This window comes from Pontibacter sp. MBLB2868 (genome assembly GCF_051904785.1).
GTDB lineage: Bacteria > Bacteroidota > Bacteroidia > Cytophagales > Hymenobacteraceae > Pontibacter.
Map to the genome: position 1 here is coordinate 4208816 of NZ_CP196710.1, position 19179 is coordinate 4227994.

Below are 19179 nucleotides of genomic sequence, written 5' to 3' on the forward strand. Positions count from 1 at the left end.
AAAACTATAATCAAAAAGCTTGATGGACAGGGACTTTAAAAATTTTTGAAAATAAAAAGCCCGGCCATACCTGGCCGGGCTTTTTATAAAGTATAAATCTTGCCTAAAACTCTGCGCTTTGCGGCGTTCTCGGGAACGGGATCACATCGCGGATGTTGCCCATACCGGTTACGAACTGCACCACACGCTCAAAGCCAAGGCCAAAGCCTGCGTGCGGACAGCCACCAAAACGGCGTGTATCCAGGAACCACCACATGTCCTCCGGGTTAATGCCTACTGCCTTCATGCGTTCTACCAGCAGGTCCATACGCTCCTCGCGCTGTGAGCCTCCTACGATCTCACCAATGCCCGGTGCCAGAATATCCATGGCGGCTACGGTTTTGCCGTCGTCGTTCATGCGCATGTAAAAGGCCTTTATATCTTTCGGGTAATCCGTCACGATCACCGGTTTTTTAAAGTGCTTCTCTACCAGGTAACGTTCGTGCTCACTCTGTAAATCAATACCCCACTTCACGTCGTACTGGAATTTCTTCTTCTTGTAGTGGTTCGAGTTGAGCAGGATGTCGATGGCCTCGGTGTAAGTGATGCGCTCAAATTCATTGTTTACCACCGACTCCAGCTTTTCGATCAGGGTCATTTCCTGGCGCTCGGTCTGCGGCTTGCTCTTATCTTCTTCCGCCTGGCGCTGCGCTAAGAACTCCAGGTCTTCGCGGTTATTTTCCAGCGCATAACGAATAATATACTTTATAAACTCTTCGGCCAGGTCAGCGTTCATCTTCAGGTCGTAAAACGCCATCTCCGGCTCTATCATCCAGAACTCTGCCAGGTGGCGAGTTGTGTTGGAGTTCTCGGCACGGAACGTAGGCCCGAAAGTATAGATATCGCTGAAAGCCATGGCTGCAACCTCGCCTTCCATTTGTCCGGAAACCGTCAGGTTGGTAGAGCGGCCAAAGAAATCCTCTTCAAAATTGATGTGCCCTTCTTCGGTACGTGGCAGGTTGTCCAGGTCCAGTGTTGTTACCCGGAACATTTCGCCGGCACCCTCCGCGTCTGAAGCCGTTATGATTGGCGTGTGCATGTATACAAAGCCTTTCTCGTTGAAGAACTTATGCACGGCAAACGATAACGCATTGCGAACACGGAACACAGCGCCAAAGGTGTTGGTACGGAAGCGCAGGTGTGCGATCTCACGTAAAAACTCCAGCGAGTGTGCCTTCTTCTGCAGCGGGTATGTTTCCGGGTCAGCTTTGCCCAGCACTTCTATGTTTGTAGCCTGTATTTCGTAGGCTTGCCCTTTGCCCTGCGATGCTACCAACTTACCGGTAACAGCAATAGCAGCGCCGGTCGTTACATCCTTCAGTGTCTCTTCGCTGAATTTTTCAGCCTCGGCCACTACCTGCAAATTATTTATCGTAGAACCGTCGTTCACGGCGATAAAATTCACAAACTTATTCCCGCGCTTTGTGCGCACCCAGCCTTTCAGCAGAACCTCTTGGTCTACCTCGGCGCCCTGTAGCAGATCTTTTACTTTTGTGCGTTGCATGTGTAATGGTTATTAAAGAGTATCAGGATACAAGTAGCAAGATGCAAGACTAAATTTACGATCTTATTTTATTCCTCAAACAGTTCAGCAGCTGAACCTGTACGGAGTTGTAAATGATTGCTTCAGGGGGCCTTTTTATAGCTTTTTTTGCCTCTAAAGCTCTTTGTCTTATGTCTTTGATCTTGTATCTCCTGCAAAATCCCTCAAAGTAACGATATTTTAACCTTTTTTGTAAATGCGAGTAAAATTATCCTAAATTTGGAAGTGCACTGAACCGCACTTATTTTTCTATAAAACTATGCAGCGACTCGATTTAAGACAACTTTTATCCCAGAAGCTATCGCCGCAGCAGATACAATTTATCAAGCTGCTGCAGATACCTACTGCTGAGTTGGAGATGCGCATAAAAGAAGAGCTGGAAATTAACCCTGCCCTGGAGGAGGGCCGCGAAGAGCCCGCCGAAGAATACAGCGACACCGACGACTACGAGGATGATTATGGCAAGGAGGAAGAGGTAGACATTAACGACTACCTGAACGATGATGAAATAAGCGGCTACAAGATGCAGGGCGATAGAGGCGGAGACGAAGAAGACCGTGAGATGCCCATTGCCATGACCTCCACGCTTACTGATTCGCTGATGGACCAGCTCGGGTTCCTGGACCTGGATGACAAGCAGTTTGCTATTGGCATGCAGCTGATAGGAAGTATAGACCATGACGGGTACATCCGCCGTGACTTAAGCTCTATTGCCAACGACCTGGCCTTCTCACAAAACATAGAGACCACAGAAGAGGAGATCGAGCAGGTATTGCACATGATCCAGACCTTTGACCCCGCCGGTATTGGTGCCCGCGACCTGCCGGAGTGCCTCTTGTTGCAACTGGTGCGCCGGGAGCAGGACGAAACCACTATACTGGCAGAGCGCATCATAAACGAAGCCTTTGATGAGTTTACCAAAAAGCACTATCAGAAGATCCAGAGTAAATTCAATATCACCGAGGATGAACTGAAGAAGGCAGTAGACCAGATTATTAGACTAAACCCAAAGCCAGGTGGTGCCGGTGCCAGCATGACGCGCATCCAGTACATCATCCCGGACTTTATACTTACCAACGACAACGGGCAGTTGCAACTTTCGCTCAACTCCCGCAACGCGCCTGATCTGCGCATCAGCCGCTCTTATGCCGACATGTTTGATGCTTATGATAAATCAGACAAAAAGGACAAGAAACTGAAGGAAACGGTTACGTTTGTGAAGCAGAAACTGGATGCGGCTAAGTGGTTCATCGATGCCATCCGCCAACGCCAGAACACGCTGCTGCGAACCATGGAGGCGATCATCAAATACCAGCATGATTTCTTTCTGGAAGGAGATGAAAGTGAGCTGCGCCCGATGATCCTGAAAGACATTGCCGAGGAGATCGGGATGGATATCAGTACTATCAGCCGGGTAGCCAACAGCAAAGCCGTGCAGACGGAGTTTGGTATCTACCCGCTCAAGTATTTCTTCTCAGAAGGTATTGCCACAGACTCTGGGGAGGATGCGAGTAGCCGCGAAGTGAAGCATATCCTGAAAGAGATCATCGAAAATGAGAGCAAACGCAAGCCGCTTTCTGATGAAAAGATAGAGAAGCTGCTAAACGAGAAAGGTTATAATATTGCCCGCCGGACAGTAGCTAAGTATAGAGAGCAGCTGAATATACCCGTGGCCCGTTTACGTAAAGAGCTCTAGCTTAACAAAAAAGTAAGCAGCTATGCACGTTTTCGGTGATAAAAACCTGTAAGGAAAAATGGCCGACTTTTGGCGCTGTTATTATCTAACCCCTTAACACTTAAAATTGAACCGTTCTCTGGCAAAGGTGCTTTCAGTGGCTTTTCACCCGCTACTCCTGCCTACTTACCTTTTTGCGTTTATACTCTACTACATGCCGGCCTCTATGCTCACATTTCCGATGCAGAGCCGTTGGGTGGTGTTGGGAATGGTTTTCCTGTCAACTTTTATAGTGCCGGGCATCGGGGCTTATACCATGGTGCGCACGGGGCGCCTGGACTCCCTGGAGATGTACCGGCGTGAGCAGCGCAATATGCCACTGCTTTTTACAGGCGTTTGTTATACTGTTACCGCGTACCTGTTTTACAGCGAAGAGGTGTTTGATGCGATCTTTTATTTTGTAATGGGCATCATCGCCGCATCGGTGTTTATTACCTACCTGGTGTCGCTGTTCTGGAAGATAAGCGCCCACAGTGTAGGTATGGGAGGCGCTTTGGGAATACTGGTAGGATTAAACATGATCGTGCCCGATGCAGGGCTGTTTCTGCCAATAGCTGTTGCTGTTGTATTAACGGGAGCAGTTCTGTCTGCCAGGCTGGCGCTGCACGCACACACGCCCGAGCAAGTTTATGCAGGCTTTGGCTGCGGCCTGATGCTGGCGCTTGTAACCACTTTTGTAGCGCTGTAAAACCTGAGTATTCAAAAAGCTGCTCTTGCCAAAAGCAACTGATTTCTTAACTTTACTTTATTCAAACAAATAACGCAATATGACCTACGAGTGCTTATTATATGATGTGCAGGATGGCGTAGCTACCATCACGCTAAACAGACCAGATGTTTTTAATGCATTTAACGATCAGCAAAGCTACGACCTGCAGGATGCGTTAAAGCAGGTTAATCGCGATGAGAATGTGCGCGTGGTAGTGCTAACGGGTGCGGGCAAGGCCTTCTGTTCTGGCCAGGACCTGAAAGCAATTGCCAGTGCCAGCAAACGTGACTTGTCTGAGTCGCTGGAGAAGCGTTATAACCCGATTATTCGTGCCATGCGCAACCTGCCTAAGCCTATCATCTGTAAATTGAATGGTGTGGCTGCAGGGGCTGGCTGTTCGTTGGCGCTAGCCTGTGATATGGTGGTAGCATCTACGGCTGCAAGTATGATAGAAGTGTTTGTGAATGTGGGGCTGGTGCTTGATTCTGGATCCTCATATTTTCTGCCACGTGTAGTAGGGTCCTTAAAAGCATTTGAACTAAGCACACTGGGTTCTAAGGTGTCGGCTGACGAAGCGCTGCAATTAGGGATGGTAAACAGGGTAGTGGCTCCTGAAGAACTGGATAGCACGGTAGCTGACCTGGCTGCGCGTTATGCGTCTGGCCCAACAAAAGCAATTGGCCTGATGAAGAAAATGTTGAACAAGTCATTCAATTCCAGCCTGGACGAGATGCTGGATTATGAAGCGCACTGCCAGAAGATAGCCGGAAATTCAGAGGATTATAAAGAAGGGGTTACTGCTTTTAACGAGAAGCGTAAACCGCAGTTTAAAGGAGCATAAGACTTTCAGATTTTCATATGATAAAAAAAGGCCAGCCATTTCGCTGGCTTTTTTTATGCTAAAAATTTCAGATTCTACACTTACTTATAAGAGGCTTATACACCTTAAGTAAAACGATCTGATAGCTGTTTGTGATTTGAATCAGTATTTTAACATATTAAAAGTCAGTTTTTTAACTACAAAAATGTCATTATGAAAAGCAGCTTTATAAAATCGCTTTTAGTACTTATCGCTTCTCTTGTCATCATGCCGCATATTAGTGCTGCCCAGGAAGACTGCAGTGATTATATGCTGCTTAATAACAACGCGCAGTACGAGATCATAACCTATAACAACAAGGACAAACTGGAAAGCCGTGCCATGTACCATGTTAAAAATGTAAACAGCAAAAACGGCGCAATTGAGGCGACAATACAGACCAAAGTGTTTGATAAAAGGGATGAAGTAGTATCAGAAGGCGAGTTTATAGTTGGCTGCGAGAAAGGAACGATCTGGATGGACATGCGCTCACTAATGACCCCCGGTATGATGGAAGCTTATCAGAACATGGAGGTGAGTATGGAGGGAGACAAAATGCTGTATCCTGGTAATATGGCAGTCGGGCAGAAGCTGGAGGATGGTACCATGACCATAAAAGTGAAAGACCAAAGCAGTGGCCGTAACATGAGCACGATCACCATGAATGTTGTTGACCGTAAAGTGGAGGGTAAGGAAAAGGTACAGGTACCTGCCGGCACTTACGACAGTTTTAAGATCAGCCAGAATACGGAAATGGAGAACCAGGCAATGGGTATAAAAATGCCTGGCATGCGCATGCAGACCATAGAGTATTATGTGCCTAAGATCGGGATGGTCCGGTCTGAAACTTACCGGAACGGAAAGCTAATGTCGTATAGTGTGCTAAGCAAAATCTCTAAGTGATCTATAAAGGTATTAAAAGCATGAAGGGCCACCATTGATATGGTGGCCCTTCATGCTTTTGACTTTAAGATTTTAATGCAACTGTATGGTCTTTGTTCTTTTGCCGTTGATGGTTACTTCTGCAATATCATCGCAAGGCTCTCCACCTGTTGGGTCGTAATTAAGCTTCAGGGTATTCCCGTTCTCATTTTTAATAACGATTATACCTGAAACAAAATGACGCGCACAACCTGCTGCCATAACTCTTTTTAAAGGCTGCTCTGTTACTGTAGTATAAGCTACACCCCTGCGGTTAACACCTGTTGCTCTCCCGCTAAACAAAAATACATCATCAGAAAGTTGAGGCGTATCTCTGCCGGCTACTCGTTCAATGGTACGTTCGGCAGCCCAGGAAATTGTGCCACCCGGAGTCACAACGCTGGCATCGCGCACAACAACGGTTTTGTTGTGCCGGCTGGTGTAAGTTACAATGCGTGTGCCTGTGTGGCGCATGTCATTCACATAGTAATCTACAAGCGTAGTAGTTACGCGCGCGCCAGCAACACTGGGCTTCGCCTCAAAAACGGATACGATCTTTCCCCGACGGGTTTTTCCGTCGTTGCAAAGACAGTTGGTCGTACCAAAGTCTATTGTCATGGTGTGTGTATCGGTGTTGTAAGAGCGTGTGGCGCAGCTAGGCAAGCTTTCAGGGGCAGCTACACGACCGTTTAACTGAGGCTCCGTGTTTACCATGTCTTCCACAAACCCGTCAACATTACTCATTTCAAGGTCAGCAATAGCATTTGCCTCTGCTGACTCTACATCCACAGACTCCTGCACTTCTTCTTTCTGACAGGCAGTAAAAGCCAGTGCACTGCCTAGCAGTAGCACAAACGGCAATTGTTTTGATAAATGGATTTTCATGAAGTTGACTATTAAGTTTAAATGCCCTTTAGAGTAACACTTATAAAAAAGGTTTAACGCTATATATATAAATTATTTTTACAGCCTCTAAAAAGAATAACCCACGGCCAGCTTCAATTGTGGTAGCGGTACCCAGGACAAGATGGAGTCATTATCTTCCATAAACTTATGCCCGATAATATTATTGTCCAGCAGTTCTCCAGCACCAGTAGCCTTGGCATATTTTATCCTGCCTCCAAGGGAGCCGGCTATTTCAAGTGTTATATGGTTGCTTACTAAAAACTGACGTCCGGCCTGGTAGCTTAGGTCTAAAGCATGTTGATACAACCGGCCTATGTTCCTGGAGGAATCATCCTCGCGCAGCGCATCTTTTTCAAACACCAGAAACCTGTATCCGAAAAGTGGACCATGGGAGAAGCCAAAAGGCGCTTTGTTTTTCTTTGAAGTATAATGGCGCTGGCTCATTCTTATACTTACACCTTTCACGTTTTTCCCGTCAAATGCAAGAAAACCACCATCGCCTTTCAGGTAGGCCTTGTACACATAGCCAATGCCATACTCATTGCTAACCTGGGGGGCGCGTACTTTTTCATAAGAGAAACGCACTTCACCTATTAGCAGGGGCTGCAACTTGTAAGTAAAATCATGCGATTTATCTATGAGCGTGTCGATTGCGGCATCATCCAGGGTATAGTCCTGTGCCTTTAATTGTCCGGCGCACAGTAGGAGTAGGGAGAATAACAGGGTTAGCTTTATTCTGCTTTTTAATTTTTTCATGAAAGGGTAGAGCTTATATAGTATGGATAAATAGCCTTATGCTGAAAGCTACTAAAAGGTTATAAAATTTGTTTGTCATGTGCTTGAGGAGCAGTATCTTCTGTGGTAAAAAGTGCAAAAAAAGAGCTTTTATTAAACCCGCGGCTGCTTTTAGAACTTGCCTGATTGTAGGGCGTATACCTATTCAGTTTGAAAATAAACAATTTAATTTAAACTTGATAGAGCTATGAAAAAAGTATTGTTAAAAGGAATGGTCCTGGGAGGCTTAATATTTGGTGTGGCGGCCTGTAATCAGGAGAGTGGCGCTGTGGAAGAAGCACAGGAAACCAATGAAGAAATGGCCGAAGACACAGGCATGGAAGATCGGATGACAGACATGTCGGAATTTATGACCAAGGCAGCCTCAGGAGGAATGATGGAGGTTGAGTTGGGTAAGCTGGCCCAGGAGAAAGGGCAGATGCAAGAGGTAAAAGACTTCGGGCAGATGATGGTAACAGATCATAGCGCTGCGAATGAAAAGCTGAAGGCGCTCGCAGCTCAAAAAAATATAGTACTCCCTGATAGCATGGGGGAAGAACATATGGATCATGTGCAGGAGCTGCGCAATATGACTGGAGCAGATTTTGACAAAGCATACATAAGCCTGATGGTGGATGACCACCAAAAAGACATTGACATGTTTGAGGATGCTGCCAATGACCTGGAAGATCCGGAAGTAAAATCATTTGCCAGCAATACTGTGCCAACCCTGCGCAAACACCTTGACAGAGCAAAAGAAGTAAAGAACATGGTAGATAAGAAGATGTAACATTTAATTTTTCTTTTAAAACATATAAAAGCATCTGTAAGTAACTATACTTGCAGATGCTTTTGTTTTAATCCCAGATAACCATGAAAAGAACTATACTTACTTACCTTGCTTCAGCGGCTTTGCTTTTTGCCACAGCCTGCGACTCAAACGACAGTATTGAAATAGCAAGTGAGAAAAGCGTACAACAGTACGAGGCTGCGGGCGTGCAGAACATGAAAAACGATGCATTGTTCGCAGCAGAGGCAGCAAGCTCTAATATGCTGCAAATACAGCTTTCTGAGGCCGCTCTAGAAAGAGGCGTTAGCCCTGAAGTGAAAGATTTTGCCCAGGAGATGGTAAAAGATCACCGGCAGATGATGGACGAGCTGCAGGATTTAGCCAGTAAAACCCAACTTGTACTGCCTGAAACCTTAGGGAACGCCCACCAGAAGGTGTATACCGAAATTACCGATAAACAAGGTATTGCCTTTGATGTAGCCTATATCAGGGAGATGGTTGACCAGCACAAAAATCTGCTGGACCGCTATGAGGACATTTCAGAGAACGGTAACAGCATGGAGTTGAAGCAGTTTGCCTCCAAGCAGCTGCCGATCATAAGGCAACACCTGGAGATGGCAGAGAGAATGGAAGAGAAAATTGACTAAAAAAGAGACTGTAAAATAAACTGTGTCAAAGGATTAGGAGTATTACCTTTAACACAGTTGACATGGAAGAAAAAAACGAGCTGGATCTGGAAAAGATCAAGCGCCAGTTCCTGGAAGAGTTTAGGAGCGGCAAACCCACCTTTGGCAAAGACGGCGCCTTAGGCCCTCTGTTAAAACATTTCTTAGAAGCCGCTTTGGACGCGGAGATGGACCTGCACTTGGACGCTGAGCAGCGCCAGCAAGGCAACCGCCGCAACGGCAAAGTATCAAAGCAAGTTCGCACCTCAGATGGAATGATTGAAGTAGAATCATCCCGCGATCGCTCGGCAAGCTTTGAGCCGCAGATCATCCGCAAACGGGAGACGGTGCTGGCCGAGAACCTGGAGCCCCGCATTTTGAGTATGTACGGTTTGGGCATGAGCCTTCGGGACATCTCTTCGCATCTGAAGGAGATGTATGACATGGACATCTCCCACGACACCTTAGCCGCCCTCACCGAGAAGATCGTGCCCCAGGTCAAGGAATGGCAGGCCCGGCCATTGGATGGGCTCTACTGCATTGTCTGGCTAGACGCCATGCACTACAAGGTCAGACAGGAAGGGCGCACCATCTCTAAAGCTGTCTACAATATTCTGGGCATTGACCGCCACGGCCACAAAGAGCTGCTGGGCGTGTATGTATCCGAAAGCGAAGGGGCTACTTTCTGGCTCTCGGTACTTACCGATCTGCAGCAGCGGGGCGTGGAAGATATGCTCATCGCCTGCATTGACAACCTCAAGGGCTTTGCCGAGGCCATCACAAGTGTTTTCCCCCAGACCGAGGTGCAGAGCTGTATCGTGCACCAGATCCGCAACAGCATCAAGTATGTGGGCTCTAAGGACCAGAAAGAATTCATCAGAGACTTAAAGCCCGTGTACCGGGCAGAAACAAAGGAATTGGCCGAGCTGCGGCTATTGGAGTTGGAGGAGAAGTGGGGTAAAAAGTACCCCAAGGTGCTCGAGAGCTGGCAGCGAAACTGGGACAAACTGAGCACGTACTTTAAGTACACCGAGCCGATCAGAAGGCTGATCTATACCACAAACACGATTGAAGGCTTTCACCGCCAGGTCAGGAAGGTGACCAAGACCAAAGGAGCTTTCTCAACGGATATGGCTTTGCTAAAACTGATTTACCTGTCTCACCAGAACATCAGCAAAAAATGGGTCATGCCGCTAAGCAACTGGAGCCAGACGGCCCAGCAACTCTCTATCTGGTTTGGGGACAGAATGCAGCTGGACTTGAAGTGAGACGCACTTTAAAAGTTTGGCCCTGTTGCTGTAAGGATTCACACCAGTACACCAACAGGGCCAATAAATGAAAATATGGAAATGACACAGTTTAAATTACACTCCCCTAAAAAATGAGAGGCCCCTGCTAAACATTAGCAGGGGCCTCTCATTTTTAATCGATCCTATTACACTTCTTCAGCAGGAGTGCTGGCTTCGCGGTAATGGCTGGTCTTAAGTTCTTCTTTCAGGAAGTGTGCCGTATAGCCTTTACCCGCCTTCACTAACTCTTCGGGAGTACCTTTGGCTACAATTGCGCCGCCGCCTTCACCGCCTTCAGGGCCGATATCGATGATATGGTCTGCCACCTTGATCAGGTCGAGGTTGTGTTCGATGATCAGCACTGTATTACCCTTGTCTGTTAGCTTGTGCAGGACGTCTGTCAGGTGCTCAATGTCCTGGAAATGCAGACCTGTCGTAGGCTCATCCAAAATATAAAGTGTCTGGCCTGTATCCTTCTTGGATAGTTCAGTTGCCAGCTTTACACGCTGTGCCTCACCACCCGATAAAGTAGTGGCCTGCTGGCCAAGGGTGATATAGCCTAAACCAACATCATTCAGCGTCTGTATCTTGCGCAGGATGCGTGGCTGACTCTCAAAGAAGTCTACTGCCTGCTCTACGGTCATGTCCAGCACGTCGGTAATGCTCTTGCCCTTGAAGCGTACTTCCAGGGTTTCGCGGTTGTAGCGCTTGCCTTTACACACTTCGCATGGCACGTATACATCCGGCAGAAAGTTCATCTCAATTGTGCGCATCCCGGCTCCCTGGCAAGCTTCGCAACGTCCACCCTTTACGTTAAAAGAGAAGCGCCCTGGCGAATACCCCCGGATCTTGGCTTCCGGCAGTTGCGCAAACAAGCTGCGGATATCCGTGAACACACCTGTATAAGTAGCAGGGTTGGAGCGGGGCGTACGACCAATCGGCGACTGGTCCACCTCAATTACTTTATCAATATACTCCAGGCCTTCTATACTTTTGTATGGAAGAGGCTCGCGCTTTGCCCTGAAAAAATGTGTGTTCAGAATCGGGTAAAGCGTATCGTGTATCAACGATGATTTTCCGCTGCCGGAAACACCTGTTACGCAGATCATTTTACCAAGCGGAAGCTCGAGCGTTACGTTTTTCAGGTTATGGCCGGTAGCCCCTTTTAAGCGCAACTTCTCACCAGTACCCGGGCGTTTAACACGTGGCACTGCTATGCCTCTGCGGTTACTCAGGAAGTCGGCAGTGGTAGTGCCTGCATGCATCATCTCTTCTGGCGTACCGGCAGTTACTACCTGGCCGCCATGGATGCCAGCCCCAGGCCCGATGTCCACTACGTAATCCGCTTGCATGATCATATCCTTGTCGTGCTCCACCACAATAATGGAGTTGCCCAGGTCCCGGAGGTCCTTCAGGGCATTTATCAGGCGTTCGTTATCGCGCTGGTGCAGGCCTATACTGGGTTCATCCATAATATAGAGCACACCCACCAGTTGCGTACCGATCTGGGTTGCCAAACGGATTCGCTGGCTTTCGCCACCTGATAAGGTACGCACAGGCCTGTGCAGGCTCAGGTAATCCAGCCCCACATCCAGTAAAAAGCCAATACGCTTGCGTATCTCTTTCAGCAGCTCCCGGGCAATCACATTCTGGCGCTCGCTTATCCGGTCTTCCAGCCCTTCAAACCAATTGGCCAGCCTGGTAATATCCAGTGTGGAAAGCTCACCTATGTTCTTGCCGTCAATCTTAAAATGAAGCGACTCTTTCTTCAGCCTATAGCCGTTGCATTCAGGGCAGGTATTGGTTTGGGTAAAGTCCTCTACCCAAGAGCGGATGTTGTCTGAATCAGACTCCATCTGATTTTTCAGAAAGTTGATGATGCCCTCAAACTCAACTACATAATTGCCCTTCTTGGTGTTCACCTCCAGGTCTTCTTCCAGGCCATAAAGCAACACCTTCAGCACATCTTCCGGTAAGTCTTTTATCGGTGTAGAAACCGAAACTTTAAAATGCTTGAACAGGGCCTCGATCTGCTTAAAAATCCAGATATCGCGATACTCGCCCAGGGGGGCAATGCCACCGCGGCGTATGCTCAGGCTCTTATCCGGAATAACCGATTCTTCTGTGATCTCCTGTATCTCGCCTAAGCCGTTACATACCGGGCAGGCACCATAAGGGGAGTTGAAAGAAAAGGAGTTAGGAGCAGGGTCGTCGTAGGCAATACCGGTAGCAGGGTCCATGAGGTGACGTGAGAAGAAGTGCGTCTTATCGGTATCCATATCCAATATCAACACCGTGCCCTTACCATGCGTCAGCGCATTTTGTACGGAGCTTGATAAACGGAACCGGTCTTCTTCCTTCACCACGATCTTATCGATCACGATCTCAATGTCGTGGATCTTATAGCGGTCTACCTGCATTTTTGGTGCGATCTCTACCAGTTCTCCGTCTACACGGGCCCGGATAAAGCCCATCTTGCGGATCTGCTGGAACAGTTCGCGGTAGTGCCCTTTACGGCCTTTCACTACTGGTGCCAGCACCACAATACGCTTGCCGTCAAAGTTTTCCAGCATGTGATTCACGATCTGTTCATCGCTCTGGCGCACCATTTTATCGCCGGTCACATAACTGAAGGCTTCGGCGGTACGCGCCCAAAGCAGGCGCATAAAGTCGTATATCTCCGTTATAGTGCCCACCGTTGAGCGCGGGTTGCGGCTGGTGGTTTTCTGCTCAATAGAAATCACAGGCGAAAGCCCTTCGATCTTGTCTACATCCGGGCGCTCCAGGCCACCCATAAACGAGCGGGCATAAGCCGAGAAGGTCTCCATGTAGCGGCGCTGCCCTTCGGCATAGATGGTATCAAAGGCCAACGAGGATTTACCCGAGCCGCTAATACCGGTAAAAACTACCAGCTTATAGCGGGGCAGTTTTATTGAAATGTTCTTGAGGTTATGTTCGCGGGCACCGTATACTTCAATCTGCTGCGCATCGCCGTTTAATGCCGTGATCTGAGAGTTGGTTGCTGTGCCTGTTAAAGCAGTTGGTTGCTCTTGGTTGAAATCCATTCAGGATAATTGGTTTTAAATCGCAATTTACAAAATAATAAGCGCTTGGCACGGCCAAACGTTAACCCTTCTTAACAGAAAATGGTAGTAATTGGTTTAGCCTGAAGAAAGTTTGTTGTAAGGGTTTAATCTGCGTTGCCATAACCGGCAACTTCTCTTTCGTGCAGTTCGGCATGCTGCTGACTGGTGTGCTTGATATCCTCGCGCTGCTGCTTGATATACTTCTGCTTTTGCAGGTACCTGTAAACACTGTAACCGGTCAGTGCCAGTCCTGCAGGCATCAGTATATAGCCAATTATTTCAATGTACAGGTGCTGAGACAGTTTAATGGCGGCAAAGCCACCGCCTATTATTGCGATAGCCGTGCGCAGGTAGGCCATCAGGGTGCGTTCGTTGGCAAAAATAGTGCGCTGTACGGACATCTGGTCGCGTATCTCTGCATTCTTCTTCTCCTGTATCTTTAGTTTCTTCTTGAGCTTTTTGATTTTTTCCTGCTCCTCATTGACCATGGCTTTGTGTTTGGTAGTTGTACGGATTAGACGAATGAAGAATAATATGAATAAAGGTGCTACGCTGCTCAGGTGAAGAAAAGCAGTTAAGCTTTGCCGTTGCCACCGGAGTCTCTGCTGTGTATCTTATCGTGTTCATGGCTGGTTGGGCAGTAGTTTTGATGGTGGCCCTCAATCAGCTTTTGCTTATTCCTGTACCTTATAAAACTATAAACGGCCAAAATTACTCCTATAGGTAAAAGCGTAATACCTGTTAGTTTGAGATAAAGATCGTTGGAAAATTTAATAGCAGCTAATCCACCGGCAATAACAGTTACAGCCGTGCGCAGGTAGGCCATTAGGGTGCGTTCGTTGGCAAAAATAGTGCGCTGTACGGACATCTGGTCGCGTATCTCTGCATTCTTCTTCTCCTGTACCTTTAGTTTCTTCTTGAGCTTCCGTATTTTTTCTTGTTCTTCACTGAGCATGGCTGAGTATTTGAAAAATATACGAACCTAATCAGTGTAAGTATACTTTTAGCTAAACAGGATGGGGCTAAAAGATCACTTACAACAAGCCTTTATAACTCCTGCCAGTTCTCCTAAGCTACCTCCTCAGTTCATAGCAGTAATAGAGTAGCACAAGCCGTTAGCTCCATCGTTGGCATTGTTTGTCTCAAATGCATTCATGATGCTATTCAAATCAATCCCCGTACTACCGAAGTATCAGATATTAGTTTGCTTTTGGCCATGTGCCTGTGCAAAAAGAGAAAGCAAAGTATAGAGAATAGAAAAGCCCCTGCCTGTGGTGGCAAGGGCTTAGATTTGTATTCATAACATGTTGAACTACCTCAGGCTGATGCCCTGCATATCCTCGAACCGGCCCATAATACCCCAGCCGTTGGCCTTGGATGCTAAGGCTATCAATACTGTGTTCTTGCCCTTTTTGAGTGGCAGGTAAATGGCGTTGGTGCGCAGGGTTTTATCAATCTCACCCCGGAAGATCATGTTCTTAGCCCTAAAGCTGTTGTTGCCGAAGTAGATAGGCTGTCCGTTTATGAGTACGTGCGCTTTGTTACTGTATTCGAAGTACAGTTTCTTTGTCTGTTCCTTTTCTGAGTTCAGCTCCAGTTTTACCCACACCATGTCGTCGGAATTATTCTCGAATGCCTCGGCCTCCTGTTTGCTGCGGTATTGGGCAATATTCAGCAAGCCTTGCGCATCCGTAGGCAGGGTGTCCCAGTTCAACTGCTGAAGCTTTGGCCATACTTCTGTTTGCATGTCTTTTGCCGGAAACGCCTGCGATACCTGCCACTTTAGGATAGTATTTGGCGGCACGTCTAAACGAATGGTTTGGCTGGGAGCCGTAGAAGAGTCCAGGGGGGTGTAGTTAAAGTTGCTAAAGTAGGCACCGTTTAAAGTCCAGAGGCCAAACTTGCCACCTTTGCTGCCAAGGCCCAGGTTGGGTATTACCATGGCCGGAACTTCAGAATAATCCAGGTATACTTTTGCCAATGCGCCACGCACTTCTACCTTCAGGTGTATCCACTCGCCAGGCCTGAACACCTGCCTGGACTGGTGCTCCGCGTAGAGTTGCCAGGAGCTGCTGCCGTTAAACACAGGAGTGTACTGCAGCGCATCAGGCTGCCCGGACTTGCCCTGCCGGATGTAAATTTCTTCGTAGTTGTTTTTGCCATCGTGGCGGAAAATGATGCCTGCCAAGCCGCGCGTCGGGTCCGGTGCGATATCTACCTCCAGAATCCCATCCTGCATTTCAGCCTCTCTGTATAGCAGATGGCCACGCTGCAGGTACAAGCTTTCCTGCCCCAGGTACCTTTCAACTTTTGTTTTCTCTCCGTCTTCTACCCAATTGCCTGACCTGAAAGAGAATTTTCCTTCGCTGGCCAGGGCGGCTGCGCCAAAGGCCATGCTCCACAAGAATAAGAACAGCTTTTTCATAGTTATACTTTGTACTGATGTTAATGATCGCAGCTATGTTTCAAACTGCACAGTACAAAGTACGGCTATCGTGTGGTGCGGCAACAGGTCGTTTTCTTGGCAGTTGTGGTCATTTTATGTGCTCGTTGCGGTAAGACTGAGGCGACTGGCCTAGCTGCGAACGGAAAAAGCGGTTGAAGTTAGCTGTGTCAGAGAAGTTGAGACTATAGGCGATCTCGGCTACGGTTTTAGGCGAGTAAAGCAGCTGGCGCTTTGCTTCCAGTATCAGGCGGTTTCTGATAAGGGTAGAGGCTGTGGCGCCGAAATAGCGTTGGGTAATACTGTTGAGGTGTGCGGGAGTAATGTGCAGCAGTTCAGCATACTCCTGCACCTGGTGCTTTTGCATGTAATGCTGCTCCAGTAGTTTTCTGAAAGTATAAATGGTATGATTGCCCTCCGTATCGGAGTTGGTGCCGTGTTGTTGGGCATAGAGGCGGTTAAGGCGAATAAGCAACTGGTACAGCAGCGCGCGCAGCATGTGCGGACTATCATTCTGCAGTTGCTTAAACTCCTGCTCAAGCGCCTGCACCGTTTGCAGGTGCTGTTCAAAGTCTGCTGCAGGTGCCAGTACTCCTGAAGGGCTGGAGGCATTGTTAAAGAACTGAAAGCGGCTCAGGAAAAGGGGATCGTTGAAAAAGGTGGTGATAAAGCCTTCCTCAAAAAACAACGTATAACCTGCCACCTCACTTTCTGTTTTCCATTGCCGTACCTGCCCCGGCGAGGTGAATAAGATTCTTCCTGGCTCCAGCGGGTAAGCGACTCCATCCAGGCTAAAAGTGCCACTGCCTCTTTCCAGAAACATAATGTCGTAGAAAGAGAGTACGTGGGGTGTATCAGAAAGCACGAAGTTCTGTAGCGACTCCATCCGGCCCACATCCAGTAATAGCTCTGTGCCATACTTATTCCGCAGAAAATCGAAGTGCTGCACGTTTTGCTTAGGCATGGGTGGGTAGTTGTGAATGAGATAATGCTGTCATACTTTCTTAGCAAATATAGCACAAAAGCAAAAAGCCCGCTGTGGTTGCAGCGGGCTTTTGTACATGTATAAAGCTTCTTTTCTTAGAAGTTCGGAGACAGCAGGTATTTGCTGTAGAAATCATCGATTACTTTTACGGCTTCTGTGGCGTCGTCCACGATGTGGATCAGGTCCATGTCTTCTGCACTGATATTGTTCTCTACGTTCAGCATCACATCCTCGATCCACTTGAAGAGACCCTCCCAGTAAGAACGGCCAACCAGTACGATCGGGAATGCACCGATCTTCTTGGTCTGGATCAGTGTGATCGCCTCGAACAGCTCATCCAGCGTGCCGAAGCCACCTGGCATAACCACGAAACCCTGTGCATACTTTACGAACATCACCTTGCGAACAAAGAAATAATCGAAATTGATCAGCTTATCAGAGTCGATGTAAATATTGTTGAACTGCTCGAAAGGCAAATGGATGTTAAGGCCTACAGACTTGCCACCCTCTGAGTGTGCGCCTTTGTTACCTGCTTCCATAATGCCCGGACCGCCACCAGTAATTACACCATAGCCATGGCGCACCAGCTTTGCCGCGATCTCTTCGGCCATTACATAGTACTTGTGCGAGTTTTTGGTACGTGCAGACCCGAATACAGAAACACAAGGGCCGATCTTGGCCAGTTTCTCAAATCCTTCCACAAATTCCGACATCACCTTAAAAATCTGCCAGGAGTCGGCTATCTTGATCTCGTTCCAGTCTTTGTCTACAAAGGCCTGGCGGATTTTTTTATCCTCTGGTGAGGCAGGGGCGGCAGTTGTCTGGCCGCTTTCACGTAAGTCGGTTACAGATCTTGCTTTATTTTCATTCACATCCGGCTTCAGGATCGTTTGTCCGCTGCCAGAGTTAAGCTCTTGGTCGTGTAGCTTCGTTTTGCTCGTTTTTCTAAGCTTTGTCATAAAATTTTCTTCATCTTCATCACAGAGGCACTTGCCTCTGGGCGCCATATCGTCAGGCGCACGTCATCTCAATAAATTTAAAAAATATAAGAGGCGCTTTGCATCGTTTTGAGGAAGCCTTGCAAAGCGCTCAACTTGTAAATATAGTTATTTGGAGCGGATCGCAATAACAGGATCTAAATTAGAGGCTAAAACTGCAGGAATAATTCCGGAAAGCATTCCTATCACGGCCGATACGCCAAGCCCAAGTATAATGTTACCTACCGACAGAGACACTTTCATCATGTCCTGGGGGATAAGCGTGAGCAGGAACACCAGCAAAATGCCTATGCCTCCGCCAATTAGGCTCAGGAAAACAGACTCGAACAGGAACTGGAAAAGGATAAAATAATTTTTTGCGCCCAATGATTTCTGGATGCCGATGATGTTTGTCCGTTCTTTAACCGACACGAACATAATGTTTGCGATACCAAAGCCGCCAACAAGTATGGCAAAGCCGCCAATAACCCAGCCGGCCAAACCCACTACCTCAAAGAAACCTCCGATAGCCTGGGTGGCCATTTCAGGGCGGTTCAGTGCAAAGTTATCCTCATCGCGTGGCCGCAGTCCTCTGATGTTGCGCATTAAACCACGGATCTCATACTCCAACTCCAGCAAGCCCTGGTCCTCCTCGCGGCCTTTTACCGCGATCGTGGAGCCTATACCATCCGGGCCTACATCAAACATTTTGGCAAAGGTGCCGTAAGGAACTACTCCCATCTGGTCAAAATTCGGAAGCCCGAACAAACTTTCGCCCTGCTTCTCCATCACCCCGATCACCATTAACTTCTGGCCGGCCACTTTTACTTCCTGGCCCAGCGGCTCAGTAAAAGGGAAAAGCGCTTCAGCCATTTCATGGCCTATGATCACTACATTTCGTGCGGCATCTACTTCCTGAGGTACAAAATAGCGGCCTTTTTCAACCGGAACTTCAGCTACTTTATTGTATTCATAAGTAACACCGATCAGACCTGCTTTTGAAAAGCTGTTGCTGCCCTGCTTAAAAGTATTATTGCCTTTATCTGCAAAAATAGCGGTGCCGGCATCATTTGTAAGGTTACGATCCAGCAACCTGAACTCACGCATATTAGGCTCTGGTCTCTGAAAATATTTCCACCAGGGGTAGTTACCGCCAAATGCCCATGGCCACTTCTGTACATAAATTACTTTGTCGCCAATAAAACTCATGCTGTCGCGCACATTTCGCTCCAGTGAGTCAACCAGCGTAAAGACAGATATAATGGCAAAAATACCAATCGTTACACCTAACAAAGAGAGAATGGTGCGGAGCAGATTAGCACGAAGTGCCTGCCATGCGAACCTAAAACTTTCTGCTATTAAGCGCAGGTATATCATAGTTGTTAATTAAATAGGATATCAAAGACGAAGTAATTTGCTTAAAAGTAAGAATATTTCGGGCAAACTGAGTAAATTTGC

Annotated in this window: 17 protein-coding genes; 7 read left to right on the forward strand and 10 right to left on the reverse strand. The window is 47.6% G+C overall.

The window, feature by feature from the left end:
* Positions 1 to 103 precede the first annotated feature (103 nt).
* On the reverse strand, positions 104 to 1543 hold the full coding sequence (asnS, locus tag ACSX1A_RS17970; RefSeq protein WP_439881021.1) for an asparagine--tRNA ligase: 1440 nt from the start codon (positions 1541 to 1543) through the stop codon (positions 104 to 106).
* A gap of 298 nt (positions 1544 to 1841) precedes the next feature.
* Here asnS and rpoN point away from each other — a divergent pair, with 298 nt between their 5' ends.
* The 4 genes from rpoN to ACSX1A_RS17990 all read left to right on the forward strand — a co-directional run bounded on the left by rpoN (position 1842) and on the right by ACSX1A_RS17990 (position 5788).
* Entirely contained in the window at positions 1842 to 3278 is a 1437-nt protein-coding gene (gene rpoN, locus ACSX1A_RS17975; RefSeq protein WP_439881022.1) for an RNA polymerase factor sigma-54, read from the forward strand.
* Positions 3279 to 3384: 106 nt separating this feature from the next.
* Positions 3385 to 4005: a hypothetical protein gene (locus ACSX1A_RS17980; RefSeq protein WP_439881023.1), complete on the forward strand. Its 621-nt coding sequence runs from the start codon at positions 3385 to 3387 to the stop codon at positions 4003 to 4005.
* 79 nt (positions 4006 to 4084) lie between these two features.
* Complete coding sequence (locus ACSX1A_RS17985; RefSeq protein WP_439881024.1) at positions 4085 to 4867, forward strand: enoyl-CoA hydratase-related protein; 783 nt, start codon at positions 4085 to 4087, stop codon at positions 4865 to 4867.
* 192 nt (positions 4868 to 5059) lie between these two features.
* Positions 5060 to 5788, forward strand: a complete 729-nt coding sequence (locus ACSX1A_RS17990) for a TapB family protein (protein WP_439881025.1) — start codon at positions 5060 to 5062, stop codon at positions 5786 to 5788.
* A gap of 72 nt (positions 5789 to 5860) precedes the next feature.
* Here ACSX1A_RS17990 and ACSX1A_RS17995 read toward each other — a convergent pair whose 3' ends face one another.
* Positions 5861 to 6691 carry a hypothetical protein gene (locus ACSX1A_RS17995; protein WP_439881026.1) on the reverse strand — a complete coding sequence of 277 codons (831 nt, stop codon included), beginning with the start codon at positions 6689 to 6691 and terminating at the stop codon, positions 5861 to 5863.
* Positions 6692 to 6778: 87 nt separating this feature from the next.
* The gene (locus ACSX1A_RS18000; RefSeq protein ID WP_439881027.1) at positions 6779 to 7468 is read right to left on the reverse strand and encodes an ABC transporter ATP-binding protein; all 690 of its coding nucleotides are present in this window, start codon (positions 7466 to 7468) and stop codon (positions 6779 to 6781) included.
* Positions 7469 to 7694: 226 nt separating this feature from the next.
* Here ACSX1A_RS18000 and ACSX1A_RS18005 point away from each other — a divergent pair, with 226 nt between their 5' ends.
* From ACSX1A_RS18005 to ACSX1A_RS18015, 3 genes are all read left to right on the forward strand, one after another.
* Positions 7695 to 8276, forward strand: coding sequence for a DUF4142 domain-containing protein (locus ACSX1A_RS18005; protein WP_439881028.1), 582 nt, complete (start codon positions 7695 to 7697; stop codon positions 8274 to 8276).
* A gap of 83 nt (positions 8277 to 8359) precedes the next feature.
* Positions 8360 to 8923, forward strand: a complete 564-nt coding sequence (locus tag ACSX1A_RS18010; RefSeq protein WP_439881029.1) for a DUF4142 domain-containing protein — start codon at positions 8360 to 8362, stop codon at positions 8921 to 8923.
* A gap of 62 nt (positions 8924 to 8985) precedes the next feature.
* Positions 8986 to 10209 (forward strand): IS256 family transposase, encoded by a 1224-nt coding sequence (locus tag ACSX1A_RS18015; protein WP_439879586.1) that lies wholly within the window; start codon positions 8986 to 8988, stop codon positions 10207 to 10209.
* A 167-nt stretch (positions 10210 to 10376) separates the two neighbouring features.
* Here the strand turns inward: ACSX1A_RS18015 and uvrA are convergent, their stop codons facing one another.
* The 7 genes from uvrA to ACSX1A_RS18050 all read right to left on the reverse strand — a co-directional run bounded on the left by uvrA (position 10377) and on the right by ACSX1A_RS18050 (position 19098).
* Positions 10377 to 13295: an excinuclease ABC subunit UvrA gene (gene uvrA, locus ACSX1A_RS18020; protein ID WP_439881030.1), complete on the reverse strand. Its 2919-nt coding sequence runs from the start codon at positions 13293 to 13295 to the stop codon at positions 10377 to 10379.
* A gap of 125 nt (positions 13296 to 13420) precedes the next feature.
* The gene (locus ACSX1A_RS18025) at positions 13421 to 13804 is read right to left on the reverse strand and encodes a YidH family protein (protein WP_439881031.1); all 384 of its coding nucleotides are present in this window, start codon (positions 13802 to 13804) and stop codon (positions 13421 to 13423) included.
* Positions 13805 to 13890: 86 nt separating this feature from the next.
* A complete protein-coding gene (locus ACSX1A_RS18030; RefSeq protein ID WP_439881032.1) occupies positions 13891 to 14271 on the reverse strand; it encodes a YidH family protein in 381 nt (126 codons plus the stop codon).
* A gap of 357 nt (positions 14272 to 14628) precedes the next feature.
* Positions 14629 to 15741, reverse strand: a complete 1113-nt coding sequence (locus ACSX1A_RS18035; protein WP_439881033.1) for a family 16 glycoside hydrolase — start codon at positions 15739 to 15741, stop codon at positions 14629 to 14631.
* 109 nt (positions 15742 to 15850) lie between these two features.
* Positions 15851 to 16723 (reverse strand): AraC family transcriptional regulator, encoded by an 873-nt coding sequence (locus ACSX1A_RS18040; protein ID WP_439881034.1) that lies wholly within the window; start codon positions 16721 to 16723, stop codon positions 15851 to 15853.
* A gap of 116 nt (positions 16724 to 16839) precedes the next feature.
* Positions 16840 to 17703, reverse strand: coding sequence for a TIGR00730 family Rossman fold protein (locus ACSX1A_RS18045; RefSeq protein ID WP_439881035.1), 864 nt, complete (start codon positions 17701 to 17703; stop codon positions 16840 to 16842).
* Between the two features lie 147 nt (positions 17704 to 17850).
* Positions 17851 to 19098, reverse strand: a complete 1248-nt coding sequence (locus tag ACSX1A_RS18050) for an ABC transporter permease (protein WP_439881036.1) — start codon at positions 19096 to 19098, stop codon at positions 17851 to 17853.
* Between the last annotated feature and the right edge of the window lie 81 nt (positions 19099 to 19179).

Bases quoted from the DNA above. Each gene is read 5' to 3' on its own strand.
- asnS (WP_439881021.1), bottom strand. From the start codon at position 1,543: ATGCAACGCACAAAAGTAAAAGATCTGCTACAGGGCGCCGAGGTAGAC.
- rpoN (WP_439881022.1), top strand. From the start codon at position 1,842: ATGCAGCGACTCGATTTAAGACAACTTTTATCCCAGAAGCTATCGCCG.
- ACSX1A_RS17985 (WP_439881024.1), top strand. From the start codon at position 4,085: ATGACCTACGAGTGCTTATTATATGATGTGCAGGATGGCGTAGCTACC.
- ACSX1A_RS17990 (WP_439881025.1), top strand. From the start codon at position 5,060: ATGAAAAGCAGCTTTATAAAATCGCTTTTAGTACTTATCGCTTCTCTT.
- ACSX1A_RS17995 (WP_439881026.1), bottom strand. From the start codon at position 6,691: ATGAAAATCCATTTATCAAAACAATTGCCGTTTGTGCTACTGCTAGGC.
- ACSX1A_RS18000 (WP_439881027.1), bottom strand. From the start codon at position 7,468: ATGAAAAAATTAAAAAGCAGAATAAAGCTAACCCTGTTATTCTCCCTA.
- ACSX1A_RS18005 (WP_439881028.1), top strand. From the start codon at position 7,695: ATGAAAAAAGTATTGTTAAAAGGAATGGTCCTGGGAGGCTTAATATTT.
- ACSX1A_RS18010 (WP_439881029.1), top strand. From the start codon at position 8,360: ATGAAAAGAACTATACTTACTTACCTTGCTTCAGCGGCTTTGCTTTTT.
- ACSX1A_RS18015 (WP_439879586.1), top strand. From the start codon at position 8,986: ATGGAAGAAAAAAACGAGCTGGATCTGGAAAAGATCAAGCGCCAGTTC.
- uvrA (WP_439881030.1), bottom strand. From the start codon at position 13,295: ATGGATTTCAACCAAGAGCAACCAACTGCTTTAACAGGCACAGCAACC.
- ACSX1A_RS18025 (WP_439881031.1), bottom strand. From the start codon at position 13,804: ATGGTCAATGAGGAGCAGGAAAAAATCAAAAAGCTCAAGAAGAAACTA.
- ACSX1A_RS18030 (WP_439881032.1), bottom strand. From the start codon at position 14,271: ATGCTCAGTGAAGAACAAGAAAAAATACGGAAGCTCAAGAAGAAACTA.
- ACSX1A_RS18035 (WP_439881033.1), bottom strand. From the start codon at position 15,741: ATGAAAAAGCTGTTCTTATTCTTGTGGAGCATGGCCTTTGGCGCAGCC.
- ACSX1A_RS18040 (WP_439881034.1), bottom strand. From the start codon at position 16,723: ATGCCTAAGCAAAACGTGCAGCACTTCGATTTTCTGCGGAATAAGTAT.
- ACSX1A_RS18045 (WP_439881035.1), bottom strand. From the start codon at position 17,703: ATGACAAAGCTTAGAAAAACGAGCAAAACGAAGCTACACGACCAAGAG.
- ACSX1A_RS18050 (WP_439881036.1), bottom strand. From the start codon at position 19,098: ATGATATACCTGCGCTTAATAGCAGAAAGTTTTAGGTTCGCATGGCAG.